Annotated in this window: 15 protein-coding genes and 1 pseudogene; 13 read left to right on the forward strand and 3 right to left on the reverse strand. The window is 72.6% G+C overall.

All coding sequences use genetic code 11. From position 1 onward, the window contains the following. Positions 1-366: 366 nt before the first annotated feature. Positions 367-1,050 (forward strand): GPP34 family phosphoprotein, encoded by a 684-nt coding sequence (locus tag ACGFNH_RS14385; RefSeq protein WP_393653383.1) that lies wholly within the window; start codon positions 367-369, stop codon positions 1,048-1,050. Between the two features lie 247 nt (positions 1,051-1,297). Here ACGFNH_RS14385 and ACGFNH_RS14390 read toward each other — a convergent pair whose 3' ends face one another. Further along, positions 1,298-1,711 carry an SsgA family sporulation/cell division regulator gene (locus ACGFNH_RS14390; protein ID WP_393653384.1) on the reverse strand — a complete coding sequence of 138 codons (414 nt, stop codon included), beginning with the start codon at positions 1,709-1,711 and terminating at the stop codon, positions 1,298-1,300. A 168-nt stretch (positions 1,712-1,879) separates the two neighbouring features. Here ACGFNH_RS14390 and ACGFNH_RS14395 point away from each other — a divergent pair, with 168 nt between their 5' ends. The 3 genes from ACGFNH_RS14395 (at position 1,880) to ACGFNH_RS14405 (ending at position 4,355) form a co-directional block, all read left to right on the forward strand. After that, positions 1,880-2,572, forward strand: coding sequence for an endonuclease V (locus tag ACGFNH_RS14395; RefSeq protein WP_393653385.1), 693 nt, complete (start codon positions 1,880-1,882; stop codon positions 2,570-2,572). A gap of 243 nt (positions 2,573-2,815) precedes the next feature. Beyond that, positions 2,816-3,115, forward strand: coding sequence for a YciI family protein (locus ACGFNH_RS14400; RefSeq protein ID WP_393653386.1), 300 nt, complete (start codon positions 2,816-2,818; stop codon positions 3,113-3,115). A gap of 160 nt (positions 3,116-3,275) precedes the next feature. After that, a complete protein-coding gene (locus ACGFNH_RS14405; protein ID WP_393653387.1) occupies positions 3,276-4,355 on the forward strand; it encodes a WD40/YVTN/BNR-like repeat-containing protein in 1,080 nt (359 codons plus the stop codon). A 384-nt stretch (positions 4,356-4,739) separates the two neighbouring features. Here ACGFNH_RS14405 and ACGFNH_RS14410 read toward each other — a convergent pair whose 3' ends face one another. Next, positions 4,740-5,957: a saccharopine dehydrogenase family protein gene (locus ACGFNH_RS14410; protein ID WP_393653388.1), complete on the reverse strand. Its 1,218-nt coding sequence runs from the start codon at positions 5,955-5,957 to the stop codon at positions 4,740-4,742. A gap of 427 nt (positions 5,958-6,384) precedes the next feature. On the opposite strand from ACGFNH_RS14410, the gene ACGFNH_RS14415 reads away from it, so the two are divergent. From ACGFNH_RS14415 to ACGFNH_RS14445, 7 genes are all read left to right on the forward strand, one after another. Then, entirely contained in the window at positions 6,385-7,320 is a 936-nt protein-coding gene (locus ACGFNH_RS14415) for a dihydrodipicolinate synthase family protein (RefSeq protein ID WP_393653389.1), read from the forward strand. Continuing rightward, entirely contained in the window at positions 7,317-8,819 is a 1,503-nt protein-coding gene (locus tag ACGFNH_RS14420; protein WP_393653390.1) for a sialate:H+ symport family MFS transporter, read from the forward strand. Before ACGFNH_RS14415 ends, ACGFNH_RS14420 begins: the two co-directional genes overlap by 4 nt. Positions 8,820-8,832: 13 nt before the next feature. Next, positions 8,833-9,240 (forward strand): MmcQ/YjbR family DNA-binding protein, encoded by a 408-nt coding sequence (locus ACGFNH_RS14425; RefSeq protein WP_393653391.1) that lies wholly within the window; start codon positions 8,833-8,835, stop codon positions 9,238-9,240. Between the two features lie 315 nt (positions 9,241-9,555). Continuing rightward, positions 9,556-10,695: a CaiB/BaiF CoA transferase family protein gene (locus ACGFNH_RS14430; RefSeq protein ID WP_393653392.1), complete on the forward strand. Its 1,140-nt coding sequence runs from the start codon at positions 9,556-9,558 to the stop codon at positions 10,693-10,695. Then, complete coding sequence (locus ACGFNH_RS14435) at positions 10,692-11,834, forward strand: acyl-CoA dehydrogenase family protein (protein WP_393653393.1); 1,143 nt, start codon at positions 10,692-10,694, stop codon at positions 11,832-11,834. Before ACGFNH_RS14430 ends, ACGFNH_RS14435 begins: the two co-directional genes overlap by 4 nt. Positions 11,835-11,879: 45 nt before the next feature. After that, positions 11,880-13,094: an acetyl-CoA C-acetyltransferase gene (locus ACGFNH_RS14440; protein ID WP_393653394.1), complete on the forward strand. Its 1,215-nt coding sequence runs from the start codon at positions 11,880-11,882 to the stop codon at positions 13,092-13,094. Positions 13,095-13,147: 53 nt separating this feature from the next. Next, positions 13,148-15,322 (forward strand): 3-hydroxyacyl-CoA dehydrogenase NAD-binding domain-containing protein, encoded by a 2,175-nt coding sequence (locus ACGFNH_RS14445; RefSeq protein ID WP_393653395.1) that lies wholly within the window; start codon positions 13,148-13,150, stop codon positions 15,320-15,322. 195 nt (positions 15,323-15,517) lie between these two features. Here the strand turns inward: ACGFNH_RS14445 and ACGFNH_RS14450 are convergent, their stop codons facing one another. Beyond that, positions 15,518-16,351 carry a MerR family transcriptional regulator gene (locus tag ACGFNH_RS14450; protein WP_393653396.1) on the reverse strand — a complete coding sequence of 278 codons (834 nt, stop codon included), beginning with the start codon at positions 16,349-16,351 and terminating at the stop codon, positions 15,518-15,520. Positions 16,352-16,485: 134 nt separating this feature from the next. Between ACGFNH_RS14450 and ACGFNH_RS14455 the strand changes: the two genes are divergently transcribed. Both ACGFNH_RS14455 and ACGFNH_RS14460 read left to right on the forward strand, forming a co-directional pair. Beyond that, a complete protein-coding gene (locus ACGFNH_RS14455; protein ID WP_393653397.1) occupies positions 16,486-17,079 on the forward strand; it encodes a hypothetical protein in 594 nt (197 codons plus the stop codon). Positions 17,080-17,124: 45 nt separating this feature from the next. Continuing rightward, positions 17,125-17,388, forward strand: a pseudogene (locus ACGFNH_RS14460) (XdhC family protein); the annotation flags it as partial. Between the last annotated feature and the right edge of the window lie 79 nt (positions 17,389-17,467).

Genomic DNA, 17,467 nt, shown 5'->3' on the forward strand with positions numbered 1-17,467 from the left:
GCGGGGCGCGGTGTCTCAGGACCTCAGACGAGCAACGGCCTTCTCCGATCGGCGACAACAGGGCCGTCAAAGAATCTACGGGCGGCGGTGCGGCGCGGCAACGCAATAAACGGCCGCTGCCCCCAGCGCACAGCCCACCGCCCCCAGCCCACAGCCCGCTGCTGACGGGGCGGTGAGACAGAGCGGTGCGGACAGCGCCGGTGCTGACGGGCCCGTGCTGACAGGGCCGGTGCTGGCGCGCTGCTCACAGCCCGATGTCGACGGCCAGGACGCAGATACCTCGATCCTCACCGTCACGTCGGGGATGGGCCGGGGGCATCACCCCACGTATCGTCGGGCTCCCGCCCGACCCCACCGGAGGTGCCCGTGCCCGACGGTTCGCTCTCACTCCCCGCCGAGCTGTGTCTTCTGGCCTGGGACACCGGGACCGGCAAACCCGCCGCACCCGCCTCGTTGCCGTACCTCGTCCGCGCGGGCGCGCTCACGGAGCTCGCCCTGCGCGGCCTGCTCCTCGACGAGGACGGGACCGCCAAGCCCGTCGACGACGCCGGCACCGGGGACCCGGTGCTGGACGGGCTGCTCGAACTCATCGGGGAGTCCCGGCCCCGCACCTGGAAGACCTGGGTCGGGCACGACACCGGGCCCACGCTGCGCGCGGTCCGTGCCCAGCTCCGCGATTCGGGGCGCGTACGCACGCGGAGCCGGCGCGTCCTCGGAGTGTTCCCGGTCAAGGACCACGTCCTGGAAGACACGGCAGAGGCCGAGCGGCTACGGGACCGCGCGCTGCGCATCCTGCATGGCCCGGGCGACGTGGCCGAGGTCCCCGACCGCGACGCCGCGCTCATCGCCCTCGCGGCGGCGGGCGAACTGCGCACCGTGGTCTCGGCGGACGACGCCGAGGCGTACAAGGAGCGGATCGCGGCGCTGGCGGAGCGCGGAGGCAGGGCTGCGCCCGCGCTGAGGAAGGTCATGGAGGAGGTGCAGGCGGCGCTGCTCGCCGTGATCACCACGGTGGTGCTGGTGCCGACGATCACGTCCACGGGGAGTTGAACGGGGCGAGGAGAGGACCGGTCCGGCGCAGCCCCCGATGCGCGAACCCCGAGAGCATGAACCCCGAAAGATCGAACCCGAAAGATCGAACCCGAAAGATCGAGTTCCGACAGGCCCGGACCTCCGGAAGAGACCCGCAAACCCCGGACGGCCAACCCCGGACGACCGAACCCCGAAAAGCCCGAACCCTCGGGAGACGTCCCGGGGGTAGTGATCCACATAGTGCGAACTGGCTGATTTCTTGCGGTCAGGCCTCTCTCAGCAGCGCCGCCAGCTCGCCGTCCACGTCCCAGTGCGAGCCCTCGCTGCCCGCGGGCACCAGCAGGTACGAACGCTGGAGGAACCGGCGCAGATCGGCGGTCTCCATCCGCACCATGGCCGTACCCACCGAGGCGTGGAACTCCAGCACGGTCAGGTCGTCGCCGAACGGGCGCACATGCACGTCGCCCTCGCCCGCCGGGCCGTCGAGGCCCGCGGCCAGCAGGTCACGGCCGAAGACCCAGGCCACGTCCGAGCCGGCGAGCGAGGCCCGCGGCGGGAAACAGATGCGGATCGCCAGCGGGTCCTCCCGCCGGTAGCTCAGCACGGCGGTCATGTCCTGCACCTGGGCGTCGGACGTGATGAGGCCGGCACGGACAGCTTGGTCGATGACAGGGGACACGCCTGCCTCCTCGCGCTCGAAGGGATCATCGGACCGTGCACGGGTACAGCGGCCGAGACATGGACTGCGATATGGGTTCCACTGTTTATGACGAGCGCGTGGCCGGATCCGTGCATTGGTGGGGAGGGTGATGTCTGTCACCCAGCGGCTCAGTGGTAGGACGGGGCTATGGGATGGGCGGAATTGTCCTGGCCGGGCTCCGAGTCCGAGGCCGTGGCGGAACAGGAACGACTGCGCGGCCTCGTCGATGCGGAAGGCCCCGGTCCGGCTCCGGGTGCGCCCGGCCGGATCGCCGGGGTGGACGTGGCGTACGACGAGAGCACCGACAGGGTCGCCGCCGCGGCCGTCGTCCTGGACCTGGAGAGCCTGGAGGTGACCGAGCGGGCGACCGCCGTCACCACGGCCTCGTTCCCGTACGTGCCGGGCCTGCTGGCCTTCCGCGAACTCCCGCCCGTCCTGCGGGCGCTGGAGCAACTGGCCACTGTGCCCGATCTGGTCGTGTGCGACGGCTACGGCATCGCGCACCCGCGGCGCGTCGGACTCGCCAGCCACCTCGGGGTGCTGACAGGCCTGCCGGCGTTCGGGGTCGCCAAGACACCGTTCGGGTTCGCGTACGAGCAGCCGGGCCCGTCACGCGGCGCGTGGACTCCGCTGGTCGACGGCGGCGAGGTGGTGGGGCGGGCACTGCGCACGCGCGAGGGAGTGAAGCCGGTCTTCGTCTCCGTGGGGCACGCGGTCGGCCTGGAGGAGTCGTGCGCGCACACGCTGTGGCTGACGCCGCGCTACCGGCTGCCGGAGACCACGCGGCACGCCGACAGCCTGTGCCGCCGGGCACTGGCCATGGCGCTCGCGGAGAACTGAGCGCGTACGGCTGGGCACGCACGGCTGGGCACGCACCGCTGAGCGCAGGCGGCTGAGCGCGCACCACTGAGCGCGTACGGGGTGTGGGGGACGGCGGGGCAGCAGGGGACCGGCCGACGCGCGGGGCCGGGCGCGCCACGCGTGAGGGTGGTGTACGTCTGACCGTGCCGCTCGTGCGGACCGACGCGCGGGTCCGGGCGGGCTCGGGAGCCCCGGCACGGCAGCGGCACGTAGGCTCGGATCATGTTCGTGCTAGAGCTGACCTACACCGCGCCCGCCGACGAGGTCGACGCCCTCCGTGAAGCCCATATGGAGTGGGTGGACGAGCAGTTCGAGGCCGGGGTGTTCGTCGCCTCGGGGCGCAAGAGCCCGCCCGACGGCGGGGTGATCCTGGCGGTCGGGGACGACCGGGACCGCATCGAGGCCGTCGTGGCCAGCGACCCGTTCGTGCAGGAGGAGGTCTGCGGGTACCGAGTCACGCAGTTCACCATGAGCCGGACGGCCTCGGGGCTCGAGGAGTACCGCCAGCAGCCCGTCGGCTGACCCCCCCGAGGCGGGGCGCGAGAACGCGGCGCCGGACCGGCCCCCGGGTCGGCCCGTGTCGCCCTGTGCCCTCCCGGAGCGGCGAACGCGCCCCGTGCGAAGGCGGCGGAAACGCCCAGGGTCTGGTCTCGGTGGTCGCGGTGGGCTAGTTTCCCGCGCCATGAGGCTCACGAGGCTCCTGAGGCGTACGGTTTCATTCGGCCTGTGCGCGGCGGCGCTTGCGACCGCCGCCACCCCGGCGGGTGCCGCGGACCATGACCGGTCCCGCATCGGCTGGCAATCCACCCCCACCGGCAGCGACGCGCGATTCCGCGGTCTCGCGGCGGTCAGCGGCAGCACGGCCTGGCTGGCGGGTTCGAAGGGGACGGTCCTGCGCACCGTCGACGGCGGGCGCGCGTGGCGGAACGTATCGCCGCCGGGCGCGGGAGAGTTGGAGTTCCGCGACGTCGAGGCGTTCGATGCACGCCGCGCGGTCGTCCTGGCCATCGGCGAGGGAGAGGCGTCCCGGGTCTTCCGTACGGAGGACGGCGGGGCGACATGGAAAGAGAGCTTCCGCAACACCGACCCGAAGGCCTTCTACGACTGCATGACCTTCTTCGACCGGCGCCACGGTCTGGCGATGAGCGACCCGGTGGACGGTAGGTTCCGCATCCTCGCCACCGAGGACGGGGGCAGAAGCTGGGAGGTGCTGCCCTCCGGCGGCATGCCGCCCGCGCAGACGGGGGAGGCGGGGTTCGCGGCGAGCGGGCAGTGCCTGGTGTCGTCGGGCCCGCGCGATGTGTGGATGGCGACGGGCGGCGCCGCGACGGCGCGGATTCTCCACTCCCGCGACCGCGGCCGCACGTGGACGGTCGCCGAGTCGACGATCCCGGCGGGGGACCCGGCGAAGGGCGTGTTCGCGGTGGCGTTCCGCGGCCGCGGGCTCGGCGTCGCGGTCGGCGGCGACTACCGCCCGGACCAGGCGTCCCCGCAGGCGGGTGCGGTCAGCGGGAACGGCGGCCGTACGTGGAAGCAGGCGCAGACCCCGCCACCTGCCTACCGCTCGGGCGTGGCCTGGCTCCCCACGCCGTGGCCCGCGGCGATCGCGGTGGGCCCGGCGGGCAGCGACCTGACGCTGGACGCGGGGCGCACATGGCGCACGTTCGACTCGGGCTCGTACGACACGGTGGACTGCACGCGGGACGGGGCGTGCTGGGCGTCGGGCGAGAAGGGCCGCGCCGCGCGCCTGACCCGCGGCTGATGTGGCGACCGATCCGCGGCTGACGCGGCCCGCGCCGGGCCCGTGCCCGCCGCGGGCCGGTGCCCGACGCGGTGCGGTGCCCGACGCGGGCCGGGCGGTGACCGCGGATTCTCCAGCGGTGGGAGTCGGTTGTCGGCCGGCCGACTCCTACCCGCGCGGTCGATCGCCGTGGCACGCCCGGTCGACGCCAACCGCAGCCGGTCGCCGCGAAGCACGCCGATCGCGGAACACCGCAGCCGGTCGCCGCGGCACGGCGTCGGCAGCCCCCGTCGTGGGCGTCGTGCCCCCTCGTGGGCGCGCCTCCTGGTGCGCGTGCCCCCATGTGCGCGGGTGCCCCGCCCCCGTCGTGGGTGTGTGCCGCGCAGACCTCTGCTTCGCGAGCCGCTACGAGGCGCTCAGGACGCGGAACTTCAGGCCGGCCGCCGTCAGACGGTCCGTCAGCGGCCCGCCCATCGCCACCGCCGTCGTCACCTGGCCCGCCGTCTTCGGCAGGTCGTCGTAGGCCAGGCACAGCGCCGACTCGGCCAGCATCTTCGCCGTCTCGTCGTATCCCGGGTCGCCGCCCGCGACTTCCGTGACCACACGGCGGCCGCCGCCCTCGCCGAAGAAGCGGACCGAGAACCGGCTCCGCGCCCGCCGCTCGGCGCCCGGCCCCTCACCGGGCGACAGGCGTGCGGACAACAGCCGCCGCGCGTACGGCACTTGGGCCAACGCGAAGACAGCACCGACCGTCGCCATGCCCCCCACGGCGACCGGAAGCCGCTTCACCGCCGCCTGGTGGCGGTAGCGGAAGTCGGGCCCGTACCGCTCGAGCGCGGCCGCCGAGCGGCCGACGATCTGCGCGTCGGCGCCGGGCAGCGGCACCGCCCAGGCGCCCGCGTCGCGGCTGCGCCGCGGCAGGACCGTCAGGCCCCGCGCACCGGGCGGGATCGCCGGACCCGTCCGTACGGTGCGTCCCTCGGCCGCACCCGGCCAGGGCTCGCGGCGCTCACGCTCGCGAGCCGCCCGCCGCATGCCCAGCGGCCGTGACAACGCGGTCAGCACGGAGGCCAGAGTGCCGCCGGAGAAGGTCGCGTTGGTGCGGACGTAGCCGTCGATGCGGAGCGGTACGCCCTCCGGGAGCTGCTCCACGGTGAAACGCGCGCCCAAGTCGTGCGGGACGGAGTCGAATCCGCAGGCGTGCACCAGACGGGCGCCGGTCTCGCGGGCGCGCGCGTCGTGCCGCAGATACATCCGGTCGATGAACTCCGGCTCACCGCACAGGTCCACGTAGTCGGTTCCGGACTCCGCGCAGGCGGCCACCAGCCCCTCGCCGTGGTGGGTGTACGGCCCCACGGTCGTCGCGACCACGCGCGCGTCGGCGGCGATCCGGCGCAGCGACTCGGGATCGCCGGCGTCCGCGACGAGCAGGGGAAGCGCGGCCCAGCGGGGGTCGGCCCCGGCCAGTCGTTCGCGGGTGCGCTCCAGTTTGGCGAGGCTGCGCCCGGCGAGTGCCCAGCGGCAGTCGTCGGGTGCGTTCCGCGCCAGATAGCCGGCGGTGAGGCCGCCGGTGAAGCCGGTCGCCCCGAACAGCACGATGTCGTAGGTCCGCTGCACCCTCACGCTCCCCTCGGGGGCCGGCCGCCCTTCGGCGTCCGGCCGGGTGACGCCACAGTAGGTATGGTCGCCGTCCCGATCAACAAGCCCTCCCCGGCCACGCGCCCGACCGGTGCCGCGTCCGACGCGGCTACACGCCCTTTGCCCGCCTCCCCGGGGCGCCTTGTCGCCAACCCGTCGGCGCCCCCCCGCCGCGCAACCGGCCCCTGACCCCGCCGTGCACCGGTCCTCATCACGCCGCGCACCGGCCCCTCACCCCGACACACGCCCCTCCCGCACCCCGTCTCCCCACCCTCGCCACGCCCGTCGGGGCCACGCCCCGGCGGGTCTTGACGCGGCGTTGCCGCTGAGGCACTGTCAGCCCAGGACATAGGACGTCCAACGTCCGGTGTGGTCACGTTCCTTGGCGATGGCCCGAAATTGTGGAGCCGCAATGCCCCTCCCCACCCCCCTCACCGGCGTCGTACCGCCGCTGTGCACGCCCCTCACTCCCGACGGCGACATCGACACCCGCTCTCTCCGCGCCCTCGTCGAACGCCTCATCGGCGCGGGCGTGGACGGGCTCTTCGCGCTCGGCTCCAGCGGCGAGACCGCCTATCTGAGCGATGCTCAGCGCCGTACGGTCCTGCACACGGCGGTAGAGGCCGCGGCCGGCCGGGTACCGGTCCTCGCCGGGGTGATCGACATGACCACCGCCCGCGTGCTGGACCACGCCCGCACCGCCGCCGAACTCGGCGCCGACGCCCTCGTGGCCACCGCGCCGTTCTACACCCGCACCCACCCGGTGGAGGTCGCCGACCATCTCCGGCGCATCCGCCACGGCGTGGACCTGCCGCTCCTCGCCTACGACATCCCCGTGGCCGTGCACACCAAGCTCCCGGCCGGCGTCGTCCTCGACCTCGCCGCGGACGGCACCCTCGCGGGCCTGAAGGACAGCAGCGGCGACGACGGCGCGCTCCGCCGTCTCCTCGTCGAACTGCGCCATCGCGGACTCCACCGCACCTTCTCCGTGCTCACCGGTTCCGAACTGGCCGTCGACGGCGGCCTCCTGGCCGGGGCGCACGGTGTCGTGCCGGGCCTCGGCAATGTCGATCCGGCCGGTTACGTACGGCTGCACGCGCACGCCCGCGCGGGCCGCTGGGCGGAGGCCGCGGCCGAGCAGGACCGTCTCGCCGCGCTGTTCGCCCTCACCGACGTGGGCGACGAGGCGGCCATGGGCCGTAGTTCCTCCGCGCTCGGGGCCTTCAAGGCCGCGCTCCACCTGCTGGGCGTCATCGACTGCCCGGCCACCGCCGCCCCGCAGGTCCCGCTGGGCGACGCCGCCGTCAAGTCCGTACGCCGGCTGCTCGAAGAGGGAGGTTTGCTGTGAGCACACCGGGGACCGAACCGGGAGACATACCCACCCGCTGGTACCGGGAGGTCTCCCGCCGCCAGTGGAAGTCGATGTTCGCCGCCTGGGTCGGCTACGTCCTCGACGGCTTCGACTTCGTGCTCATCACTCTCGTCCTCACCGAGATCGCCGACGACTTCGGGCTGACCACCGTGGAGTCCGCGAGTCTGGTCTCCGGGGCCTTCATCACCCGCTGGCTGGGCGGCGCGCTGCTCGGCGCCATGGGGGACCGCTACGGCCGCAAGGCAGCGATGATCGCCAGCATCCTGCTCTACTCCCTCGGCTCGTTCGCCTGCGGCTTCGCCTGGAACTGGACCAGCATGTTCGCCGCCCGGTTGGCCATCGGCATGGGAATGGCGGGCGAGTACAGCGCCAGTGCCACGTATGTGCTGGAGAGCTGGCCGGTCCGGCTGCGCAACCGCGCGTCGGGCTTCCTGATCTCCGGTTACGCATTCGGCACCGTGCTGGCGGCCGAGCTGTACCAGCGGGTGGTGCCCTCACTCGGCTGGCGCTGGATGTTCTGGATCGGTGTACTGCCCGTGCTGGTCGCCCTGTGGGTGCGGCGGGCGCTGCCGGAGGCCGACGACTGGAGCGCCGAGGTGGGTGCGGCCGGGTCCCGGCCCGATCCGTTCCGCCCGCTGTTCGTCACACGCGGGCGGGCGGTGGTGAACACCGCGCTCGCCGCCGCCGCGAGCGCCGCTCTCTTCTTCGTCTTCACGCCCGCCGGTACGGGAGCGGTCCCGGCGCTGTCGGCGGTCGCGGCCGCCTGCCTGATCGCCTTCGCGGTGCAGCTCGGCGGGCGGCGCGGCTGGGTGCTGTACGTGGCGCTGATGGTCACCGTCTTCTGCGCGTTCCTCTACAGCTGGCCCATCCAGGCCCTGCTGCCGACGTACCTCAAGACCGAACTGGGCTACGCGCCGGGGCAGGTCGCGGACGTCATGTACTACGCCGGGTTCGGCACGATGCTCGGCTGCTGGCTCGCCGGCTTCGCCGGGGACCGCCTCGGCACGCGCCGGGCCTACGCCCTCACGCTCACCGCCTCGCTGGCCTTCGTCTTCCCGGTCTTCGCCGTCCAGGACAGCCTCGTCGGGCTCGGCGTCCTGCTGTTCTGCATGCTGGCGCTGAGTCAGGGCATCTCCGGCATCCTGCCCAAGTACATCGCCGGGCACTTCCCGACCGCGACGCGCGCCGCCTCGCTCGGCTTCGTCTACAACGTCGGCGCGCTGGGCGGGGCGGTGGCCCCGGTGCTCGGCGCGCGGCTCGCCGAGGGCATGCCGCTCGGGCAGGCGCTGGCCCTCCTGGCCTTCGGGCTCACCGCGGTGGTGATCGTGCTGGTCGGCGGCAACGTCCCGCACCGTCTCCACCGTCTGATCGACCGTACGGCGGACGCCGACCGGCTCGTGCACGGGCCGGTGTCGGCCGCCCCGGCTAGCGTGGACCGCGCAGGCCGGGGCGAGCCGGGCAGGCGTACGGGGTGAAGCGAGGGAAGCGATGGCTGCGGCGAAGGACCAGGACCCCGCGAAGGCACTGAAGGGACCGCTGAAGGTGCGCGAGAAGGTGCGCGCGTTCGCACTGGGGCTGCCCGGGGCGGTCGAGGAATTCCCCTGGGGCGAGAGCGTCATCAAGGTCAACAAGAAGGTGTTCGTCTTCCTCGGCGTCGACGACGGCAGCTACCCGCCGGGCGTCACGCTCAAGCTCAAGGACGAGGCGGTCCACGAGCACGCGATGTCCTGCCCCGGCGCGGAGCCGGCGGGCTACGGCCTTGGCAAGGCCGGCTGGGTGAGCATTCCCCTGGCCGAACGAGGCGCTCCGGCCGCGGACCTGCTCTGCGACTGGGTGGAGGAGAGCTACCGCGTCATCGCTCCCAAGCGGCTGATCGCCGAGTTGGACGCGGGCTGACCACGTCGCCGCGCGACGTTCCGGGATCCTGATGCCCGCGCGACGTCCCGGGTCCTGACTCCCACGGGCGTCCCGCGATCCTGACTCCCACGGTGGTGGCGAGGTCCGGTCCGTCCGGATTGGCCGTTCCGCCGAACGCGCACGTGACGCGATCCACACGGGCCGACTGGCCTGCTCACCACGGGAGTTCGGGGCCACGGCGGGCTCCGGGCGGCCCATCCGTGTGTTTCACATTCGCCGGGGCTTGTGCCCGGTGGAACGTGTTCTTAGCATCATTGATGTTACATCAATAGTGTCAAAGCTCTTGGGGGCTTGATGGCAGCCGCAGGGAAAGGCCCGCTCGCCGGCGTGCGGGTCGTCGAGCTGGCGGGAATCGGCCCCGGGCCGTTCGCCGCCATGCTCCTCGCCGACCTCGGCGCCGACGTCGTCCGCGTCGACCGCCCCGGCGGCGCCGGACTCAACATCGATCCCGCGTACGACATCACCAACCGCAACAAGCGCTCCGTCCTGCTGGACCTCAAGTCGCCAGAAGGCCCGGCGGCCGTTCTCGACCTCGTCGGCCGCGCCCACATCCTGATCGAGGGCTACCGCCCCGGGGTCGCCGAGCGCCTCGGCATCGGTCCCGACGAGTGCCTCGCGCGCAACCCCCGCCTCGTCTACGGACGCATGACCGGCTGGGGCCAGGAGGGCCCGCTCGCCGACCGCGCCGGACACGACATCGCGTACATCGCCATCACCGGCGCCCTCGGAATGATCGGCAGGCCGGACGAGCCGCCCGCCATCCCCGCCAACCTCCTCGGCGACTACGCCGGAGGCTCGCTCTACCTCGTCATCGGCGTCCTCGCCGCCCTCCAGCACGCCCGTACGGCGGGCCGGGGCCAGGTCGTGGACGCGGCGATCGTCGACGGGACCGCGCATCTGACCGCCATGATCCACGGCATGATGGCGGCCGGCGGCTGGCAGGACCGCCGCGGTGCCAACCTCCTCGACGGCGGCTGCCCCTTCTACGGCACCTACGAGACCGCCGACGGCGGACACATGGCCGTCGGCCCCCTGGAGCAGCGGTTCTACGACGAGTTCGTCCGGCTGCTCGGCATCGCCGACGAGGCGCCCGCCCGCAAGGACTTCGAGCGCTGGGGCGAGCTGCGCGCCACCGTCGCCGCCCGCTTCAAGCAGCGCACCCGCGATGAGTGGACGGCCGTCTTCCAGGACTCGGACGCCTGCGTCGCCCCCGTCCTCTCGCTCCGCGAGGCCCCCGCCCACCCGCACCTCGCCGCCCGCGCCACCTTCACCGACCACGGCGGCATCACCCAGCCCTCGCCCGCCCCGCGCTTCTCCGTCACCCCCGGCGCCGTGACCCGGCCGCCCGCACAGCCCGGTGCGGACACCGCGGAGGTGGCCCGCGACTGGGACGTGCCGCGCCTAGCAGACCAGCCCCTTCAGGAGGACCGTTGAAGCGCCGGATCTTCACCCCAGAGCACGACGCGTTCCGCGAGACCGTGCGCACCTTCCTCGCCAAGGAGGTGGTGCCGCACTACGCGCAGTGGGAGAAGGACGGCATCGTCGACCGCGCCGCCTGGCGCGCGGCCGGCCGTCAGGGACTCCTCGGGATCGCCGTCCCCGAGGAGTACGGAGGCGGCGGGAACGACGACTTCCGCTACGCCGCGGTCATGCACGAGGAGTTCGCCCGCGCCGGTGCCTCGGGCCTCGCGATCGGCCTGCACAACGACATCATCGGCCCGTACCTGACCTCGCTGGCGACAGACGAGCAGAAGCGGCGCTGGCTGCCCGGCTTCTGCACCGGCGAGATCATCACCGCGATAGCCATGACCGAGCCTGGCGCGGGCTCCGACCTCCAGGGCATCCGGACCACGGCGGACGACCGCGGCGACCACTGGGTGCTCAACGGCTCCAAGACCTTCATCTCCAACGGCATCCTCGCCGACCTGGTGATCGTCGTCGCCAGGACGTCGCCCGACGGCGGCGCGCACGGGCTCAGCCTGCTCGTCGTCGAGCGCGGCGCGGAGGGCTTCGAGCGCGGCCGCAACCTCGACAAGATCGGGCAGAAGGCCCAGGACACCGCCGAGCTGTTCTTCAACGACGTGAAGGTGCCCAAGGAGAATCTGCTCGGCGAGCTGAACGGCGGCTTCCTCCACCTGATGACCAACCTCGCGCAGGAGCGCATGGCCATCGCCGTCGCCGGGGTCGCCGGGGCCGAGCACCTCCTGGAGATCACCACCGACTACGTCAAGGAGCGCGAGGCGTTCGGCCGTCCGCTCGCCAAGCTCCAGCACATCCGCTTCGAGATAGCCGAGATGGCCACCGAGTGCGCGGTCGCCCGCACCTTCCTCGACCGCTGCATCGAGGACCACACCGGCGGCGAGCTCGACGCGGTGCACGCCTCGATGGCCAAGTGGTGGGCCACCGAGCTCCAGAAGCGGGTGGCCGACCGGTGCCTGCAACTCCACGGCGGATACGGCTACATGGCCGAATACCCGGTCGCCCGGGCCTACACCGACGGCCGTATCCAGACGATCTACGGCGGTACGACCGAGATCATGAAAGAGATCATCGGCCGTTCCCTGCTCTCCTGACCCGCCCCCGAGCCCCACCCGGCCCACCCTCGAAAGGCTGCTGACGTGAGCACCGAAGCGTACGTGTACGACGCCATCCGCACCCCGCGCGGGCGCGGCAAGGCCAATGGCGCCCTGCACGGCACCAAGCCCATCGACCTCGTCGTCGGGCTCATCCACGAGATCCGCCGCCGCTTCCCCGGACTGGACCCGGCCGCCGTGGACGACGTCGTGCTCGGCGTCGTCAGCCCGCTCGGCGACCAGGGCTCCGTCATCGCCAAGACCGCCGCTCTCGCGGCCGGGCTCCCCGACACCGTCGCGGGCGTCCAGGAGAACCGCTTCTGTGCCTCCGGCCTGGAGGCGGTCAACATGGCGGCGGCCAAGGTCCGTTCCGGCTGGGAGGACCTGGTCCTGGCGGGCGGCGTCGAGTCCATGTCCCGCGTCCCGATGGGCTCGGACGGCGGCGCCTGGGCCATGGACCCGATGACCAGCTACGAGACCGGCTTCGTCCCCCAGGGCATCGGCGCCGACCTCATCGCCACAACCGAGGGCTTCACCCGCCACGACGTGGACACCTTCGCCGCCCAGTCGCAGGAGCGGGCCACCGAGGCCTGGAAGGACGGCCGCTTCGACCGGTCCGTCGTCCCCGTCCTGGACCGCAACGGGCTGGTCGTCCTCGACCGCGACGAACACATCCGCCCCGGCACCACCGCGGACACCCTCGCCTCCCTCAAGCCCTCCTTCGCCACCATCGGCGAGGCGGGCGGCTTCGACGCGGTGGCGCTGCAGAAGTACCACTGGGTCGAGAAGATCGACCACGTCCACCACGCCGGAAACTCCTCCGGCATCGTCGACGGCGCGGCCCTGGTGGCGATCGGCAACCGCGAGGTCGGCGAGCGCTACGGCCTGACACCGCGCGCCCGGATCCTCTCGGCCGCCGTCTCCGGCGCCGACCCCACCATCATGCTGACCGGCCCCGCCCCGGCCTCCCGCAAGGCGCTCGCCAAGGCGGGCCTGAGCGTCGGCGACATCGACCTGGTCGAGATCAACGAGGCGTTCGCGGCCGTCGTGATGCGCTTCGTGCGCGAGATGGGCTTCTCGATGGACCAGGTCAACGTCAACGGCGGGGCCATCGCCATGGGGCACCCGCTCGGCGCCACCGGGGCGATGATCCTCGGCACGGTCATCGACGAACTGGAGCGCCGCGACCAGCGGTACGGGCTGGTGACGCTCTGCGTGGGCGGCGGCATGGGGATCGCCACCGTCGTCGAACGCCTCTGACGCGCTGCCGAACTCCCGCCACGCCCACGCCGGAACACCACGGAGACTCTGAGATGACCGAGAGCACCACCATCCGCTGGGAGCAGAGCGACGACGGCATCGTCACGCTCGTCCTCGACGACCCCGACCAGTCCGCCAACACCATGAACCGGGCCTTCAAGGCCTCCCTGACCGTGATCGCCGACCGTCTTGAGGCGGAGCGGGACTCCGTCCGCGGCGTCATCTTCACCTCCGCCAAGAAGACCTTCTTCGCGGGCGGCGACCTCAAGGACATGAGCAAGCTCGGCCCCGAGCACGCCCAGCAGGTGTTCGAGATGGGCATGGGCATCAAGCGCGACCTGCGGCGCATCGAGACGCTCGGCAAGCCCGTCGTCGCCGCCATCAACGGAGCGGCCCTCGGCGGCGGTTTCGAGATCGCGCTCGCCTGCCACCACCGCGTCGCACTCGACGCCCCCGGCTCCAAGATCGGCTGCCCCGAGGTCACGCTCGGCCTGCTGCCGGGCGGCGGTGGCGTCGTCCGTACCGTACGGCTGCTGGGCATCACCGACGCGCTGCTGAAGGTCCTGCTGCAGGGCACCCAGTACAACCCGCGCCGCGCCCAGGAAGCGGGCCTGGTCCACGAGGTGGTGGCGACGCCGGAGGAGATGCTCGCCAAGGCGCGCGCCTTCATCGACAGCCACCCCGAGTCGCAGCAGCCGTGGGACGTCAAGGGCTACAAGATCCCCGGCGGGACCCCGTCCCACCCGAAGTTCGCGGCCAACCTGCCCGCCTTCCCGGCCAATCTGCGCAAGCAGACCGGCGGCGCCCCGTACCCGGCCCCGCGGAACATCCTCGCCGCGGCCGTCGAGGGAGCCCAGGTCGACTTCGAGACCGCGCAGGTCATCGAGTCCCGCTACTTCACCGAGCTGGTCACGGGCCCGATCGCCAAGAACATGATCCAGGCCTTCTTCTTCGACCTCCAGGCCGTCAACTCCGGTGCCAACCGCCCCTCCGGCGTCGAGCCGCGCACGGTCCGGAAGGTGGCCGTCCTCGGCGCGGGCATGATGGGCGCCGGCATCGCGTACTCCTGCGCACGGGCCGGGATCGAGGTCGTCCTCAAGGATGTCTCGACGGAGTCGGCGAGTAAGGGCAAGGCGTACTCCGAGGCGCTGCTGGACAAGGCGCTCGCCAGGGGCCGTACGACGCAGGAGAAGCGGGACGAGGTGCTGGCCCGCATCACCCCGACCGGCGATGTGCAGGACCTGGCCGGCTGCGACGCCGTGATCGAGGCGGTCTTCGAGGACCCGGCCCTCAAGCACAAGGTCTTCCAGGAGATCGAGTCGGTCGTCGCGCCCGACGCGCTGCTGTGCTCCAACACCTCCACCCTGCCCATCACGCTGCTCTCCGAAGGGGTCCAGCGCAGCCAGGACTTCATCGGACTGCACTTCTTCTCGCCGGTCGACAGGATGCCGCTGGTCGAGATCATCAAGGGGGAGAAGACGGGGGAGGAGGCGCTCGCCCGCGCCTTCGACCTGGTGCGCCAGATCAAGAAGACGCCGATCGTCGTCAACGACTCGCGCGGCTTCTTCACCTCGCGCGTCATCGGCCAGTTCATCAACGAGGGCGTGGCCATGGTCGGCGAGGGCGTCGACCCCGCCTCCGTCGAACAGGCCGCGGCCCAGGCGGGCTACCCGGCCAAGGTCCTTTCCCTGATGGACGAGCTGACCCTCACCCTGCCCCGCAAGATCCGGGACGAGACCCGGCGCGCGGCCGAGGCGGCGGGCCGCGAGTGGGACTCGCACCCCGCCGACACGGTCATCGACCGCATGGTCGACGAGTTCGGCCGCTCGGGCCGCAGCGGGGGAGCGGGCTTCTACGACTACTACCCGGACGGCAAGCGGGCCGGTCTGTGGCCGGGCCTGCGTGAGCACTTCACGAAGGCCGACGCCATCATCCCGTTCGAGGACGTGAAGGAGCGGATGCTGTTCTCGGAGGCACTGGACACCGTCCGCTGCCTGGAGGAGGGCGTGCTCACCTCGGTCGCGGACGCCAACATCGGCTCCATCCTCGGGATCGGCTTCCCCGGGTGGAGCGGAGGCGTCCTGCAGTACATCAACGGCTACGAGGGCGGGCTGCCCGGCTTCATCGCGCGCGCCCGCGAGCTGCAGGCTGCGTACGGGGAGCGGTTCGCGCCGCCGGAGCTGCTGCTGGGGAAGGCCGAGCGGGGCGAGACGTTCACGGACGCCTGACCTCCGGGCGTCGGACCCCCGACGTCTGACGGCCGGCGCCTGATGAGCGCCTCTGCCGACACCACGGGCCGGACCCGCGACTGCCGCGGGGCCGGCCGGTGGTGCGACCGGGACTCTGCGAACCGGCCCGTGGGTGCGACCGGGGCTCTGTGCGCCGGCCGGTGGTGCGACCGGGCCTCTGTGCGCCGCAGCGCCCTATGCGTTCCCCTCGCGCCGGTCGCCGCGCCCGTTCCGCTCGCTCTGCCCGTTCCGCCGGTCCTGTGCGCCGCCCCGCTCGTCGTCGCCGAGCCAGGTCCCCAACTCCTCCTTCATCGACCGCTGAAAGGCCGTGACCAGCGCCTGCACCACCAGCGGTTGCATATGGGCGGACAGGGACTTCGTCCGCGCCAGCCGCTCGGGCTCCGGTTCGCCGCCGCCGGGGGAGTCCCAGACCTCCTCGCGGAAGAGGCGGCTCAGCTCACGGGCCGCCGAGCGGGTGTGCTCGACCATCACGGTGCGCGCCGCGAGAATGGCGTCCAGCGAGAGAGGAACGTCCAGCAGCCGTGCCCCGAGGTGCAGCAGTCCCGGGTCGATCCGCAGGACGTCCGTTTCCTCGGTCCGTACCAGTACGCCCATGGCCGCGAGCCGGTCGAGGTCCGTGTCCGACAGCTTCCGTCCCACCCGCCGTTCGAGCTGTCCGCGCGTCGCCTCCTCGGCGCTGTCCGGGACCCAGGAGGCCACCAGCGCGCGGTGGATGGCGAGGTCCTGCGCGGTCAGATCCGGGGGGAGGCGGCTGAGATAGCGTTCGATCGCCGCCAGGGTCATGCCGTGGCTCTGCAGCTCCTCGATCAGGGCGAGCCGCGACAGGTGCTCCTCGCCGTAGCGGCCGACCCGGCGCGGGCCTATCGCGGGCGGGGGCAGCAGGCCGCGGGTGCCGTAGAAGCGGACCGTGCGGACCGTGACCCCGGCGCGTGCGGCCAGCTCGTCGACGGTGAGGGCGGGTTCGTCCTCCGCGGAGGCCTCGGCCCCCGGAGTCGTGTGCTGGGTCATCGGCTGCGCCCCTCCTGTCCGTGCGCTGTTCCGGTTCAACAGTATTGCTGTCTCACCAGTCCTGTGAAACGTCTGGGGCGGTACGAATGCGGGGCCGGGCCGGGAGGTCCGGGCGGTAAGGGTCGTGGGCAGCAGTGACGACCCTCCACCAGTACGTACGCGACGAGGACGACGCCTTCCGGCACCCGACCCAGCGCGTGCGCGGCGCGACCCTCGCCCAGGCACGGCCGCGGCAGCAGCGGGCGGGACACCACGTGCAGCGTGCGCGGGATCCCGGCGCCGAACCGACCTCGTCGCCATGTCGTCTCGGACACGCTGCTCGCCGCACGCTGCTCGCCGCTCGGCGCTCGCCGCACGCCGCACGCCGCCAAGTGATCGACGTCTCCGACCGCCTGTGCGGCGAGGCCGTGCAGCGCTTCATGACCGACCTCTACGGCATGCTCACCCAGGCGTTCCAGGAAGCGGGGGCTTCGGTGACGCGTCGCAGGCCGCCGACATCGCCCTCGCCCTCGTCCAGGGCCCGGAACACAAGCCCCGACGGCACCGACCTGTTGCGCCCGGCCGCCGACGCCCTGGTCACCGGACTCACCGAGGAGCGCTGCCCCCGGGTTCACCGGAACCCCCGGCGACGTCCATGGTCGTCTCCCTCGTCGAGCTCCCCGAAGGAATCCCGGTGGATGGCACCGTCAATGGATCCGCCTGCCCGATTCCCGCCGACGAGGACCTGACGGCGCTCCAACTCCTTTGCGAGAAAGCGAACTTGAACTTGACCGATGGGCTCCCGCAGGACGCACGCCGACCGGCTCGCCCGCCTGCGGGAGGCGGGCCTCACAGCGGTGCGGACAGCCGCCGCCGCTCGCCGATCGGGCTGGATCTCGGGGCCCGCACGCCCGAGAAGACGGCGGTCGCCATCGCCGCGGAGATCGTCGCCTGCCCGGAGGGGTGGCACCGGTCCGCCGCTCACCGGCGGCGAGGGGCCCATCCGCCGTGACGTTCCGCGTCCCGGCGTGAATCCCCTTACCGTGCGGGAGAGTTGAGCGGACCCCCAACGCCGGTGCCCCCAACGTCGGTGCCCCCAACGCCGGTGCCCCCAACGCCAGTGCCTCAACGCCCGTG

Origin of the sequence: Streptomyces sp. NPDC048639, assembly GCF_043199075.1 — a bacterium.
Taxonomy (GTDB): Bacteria; Actinomycetota; Actinomycetes; order Streptomycetales; family Streptomycetaceae; genus Streptomyces.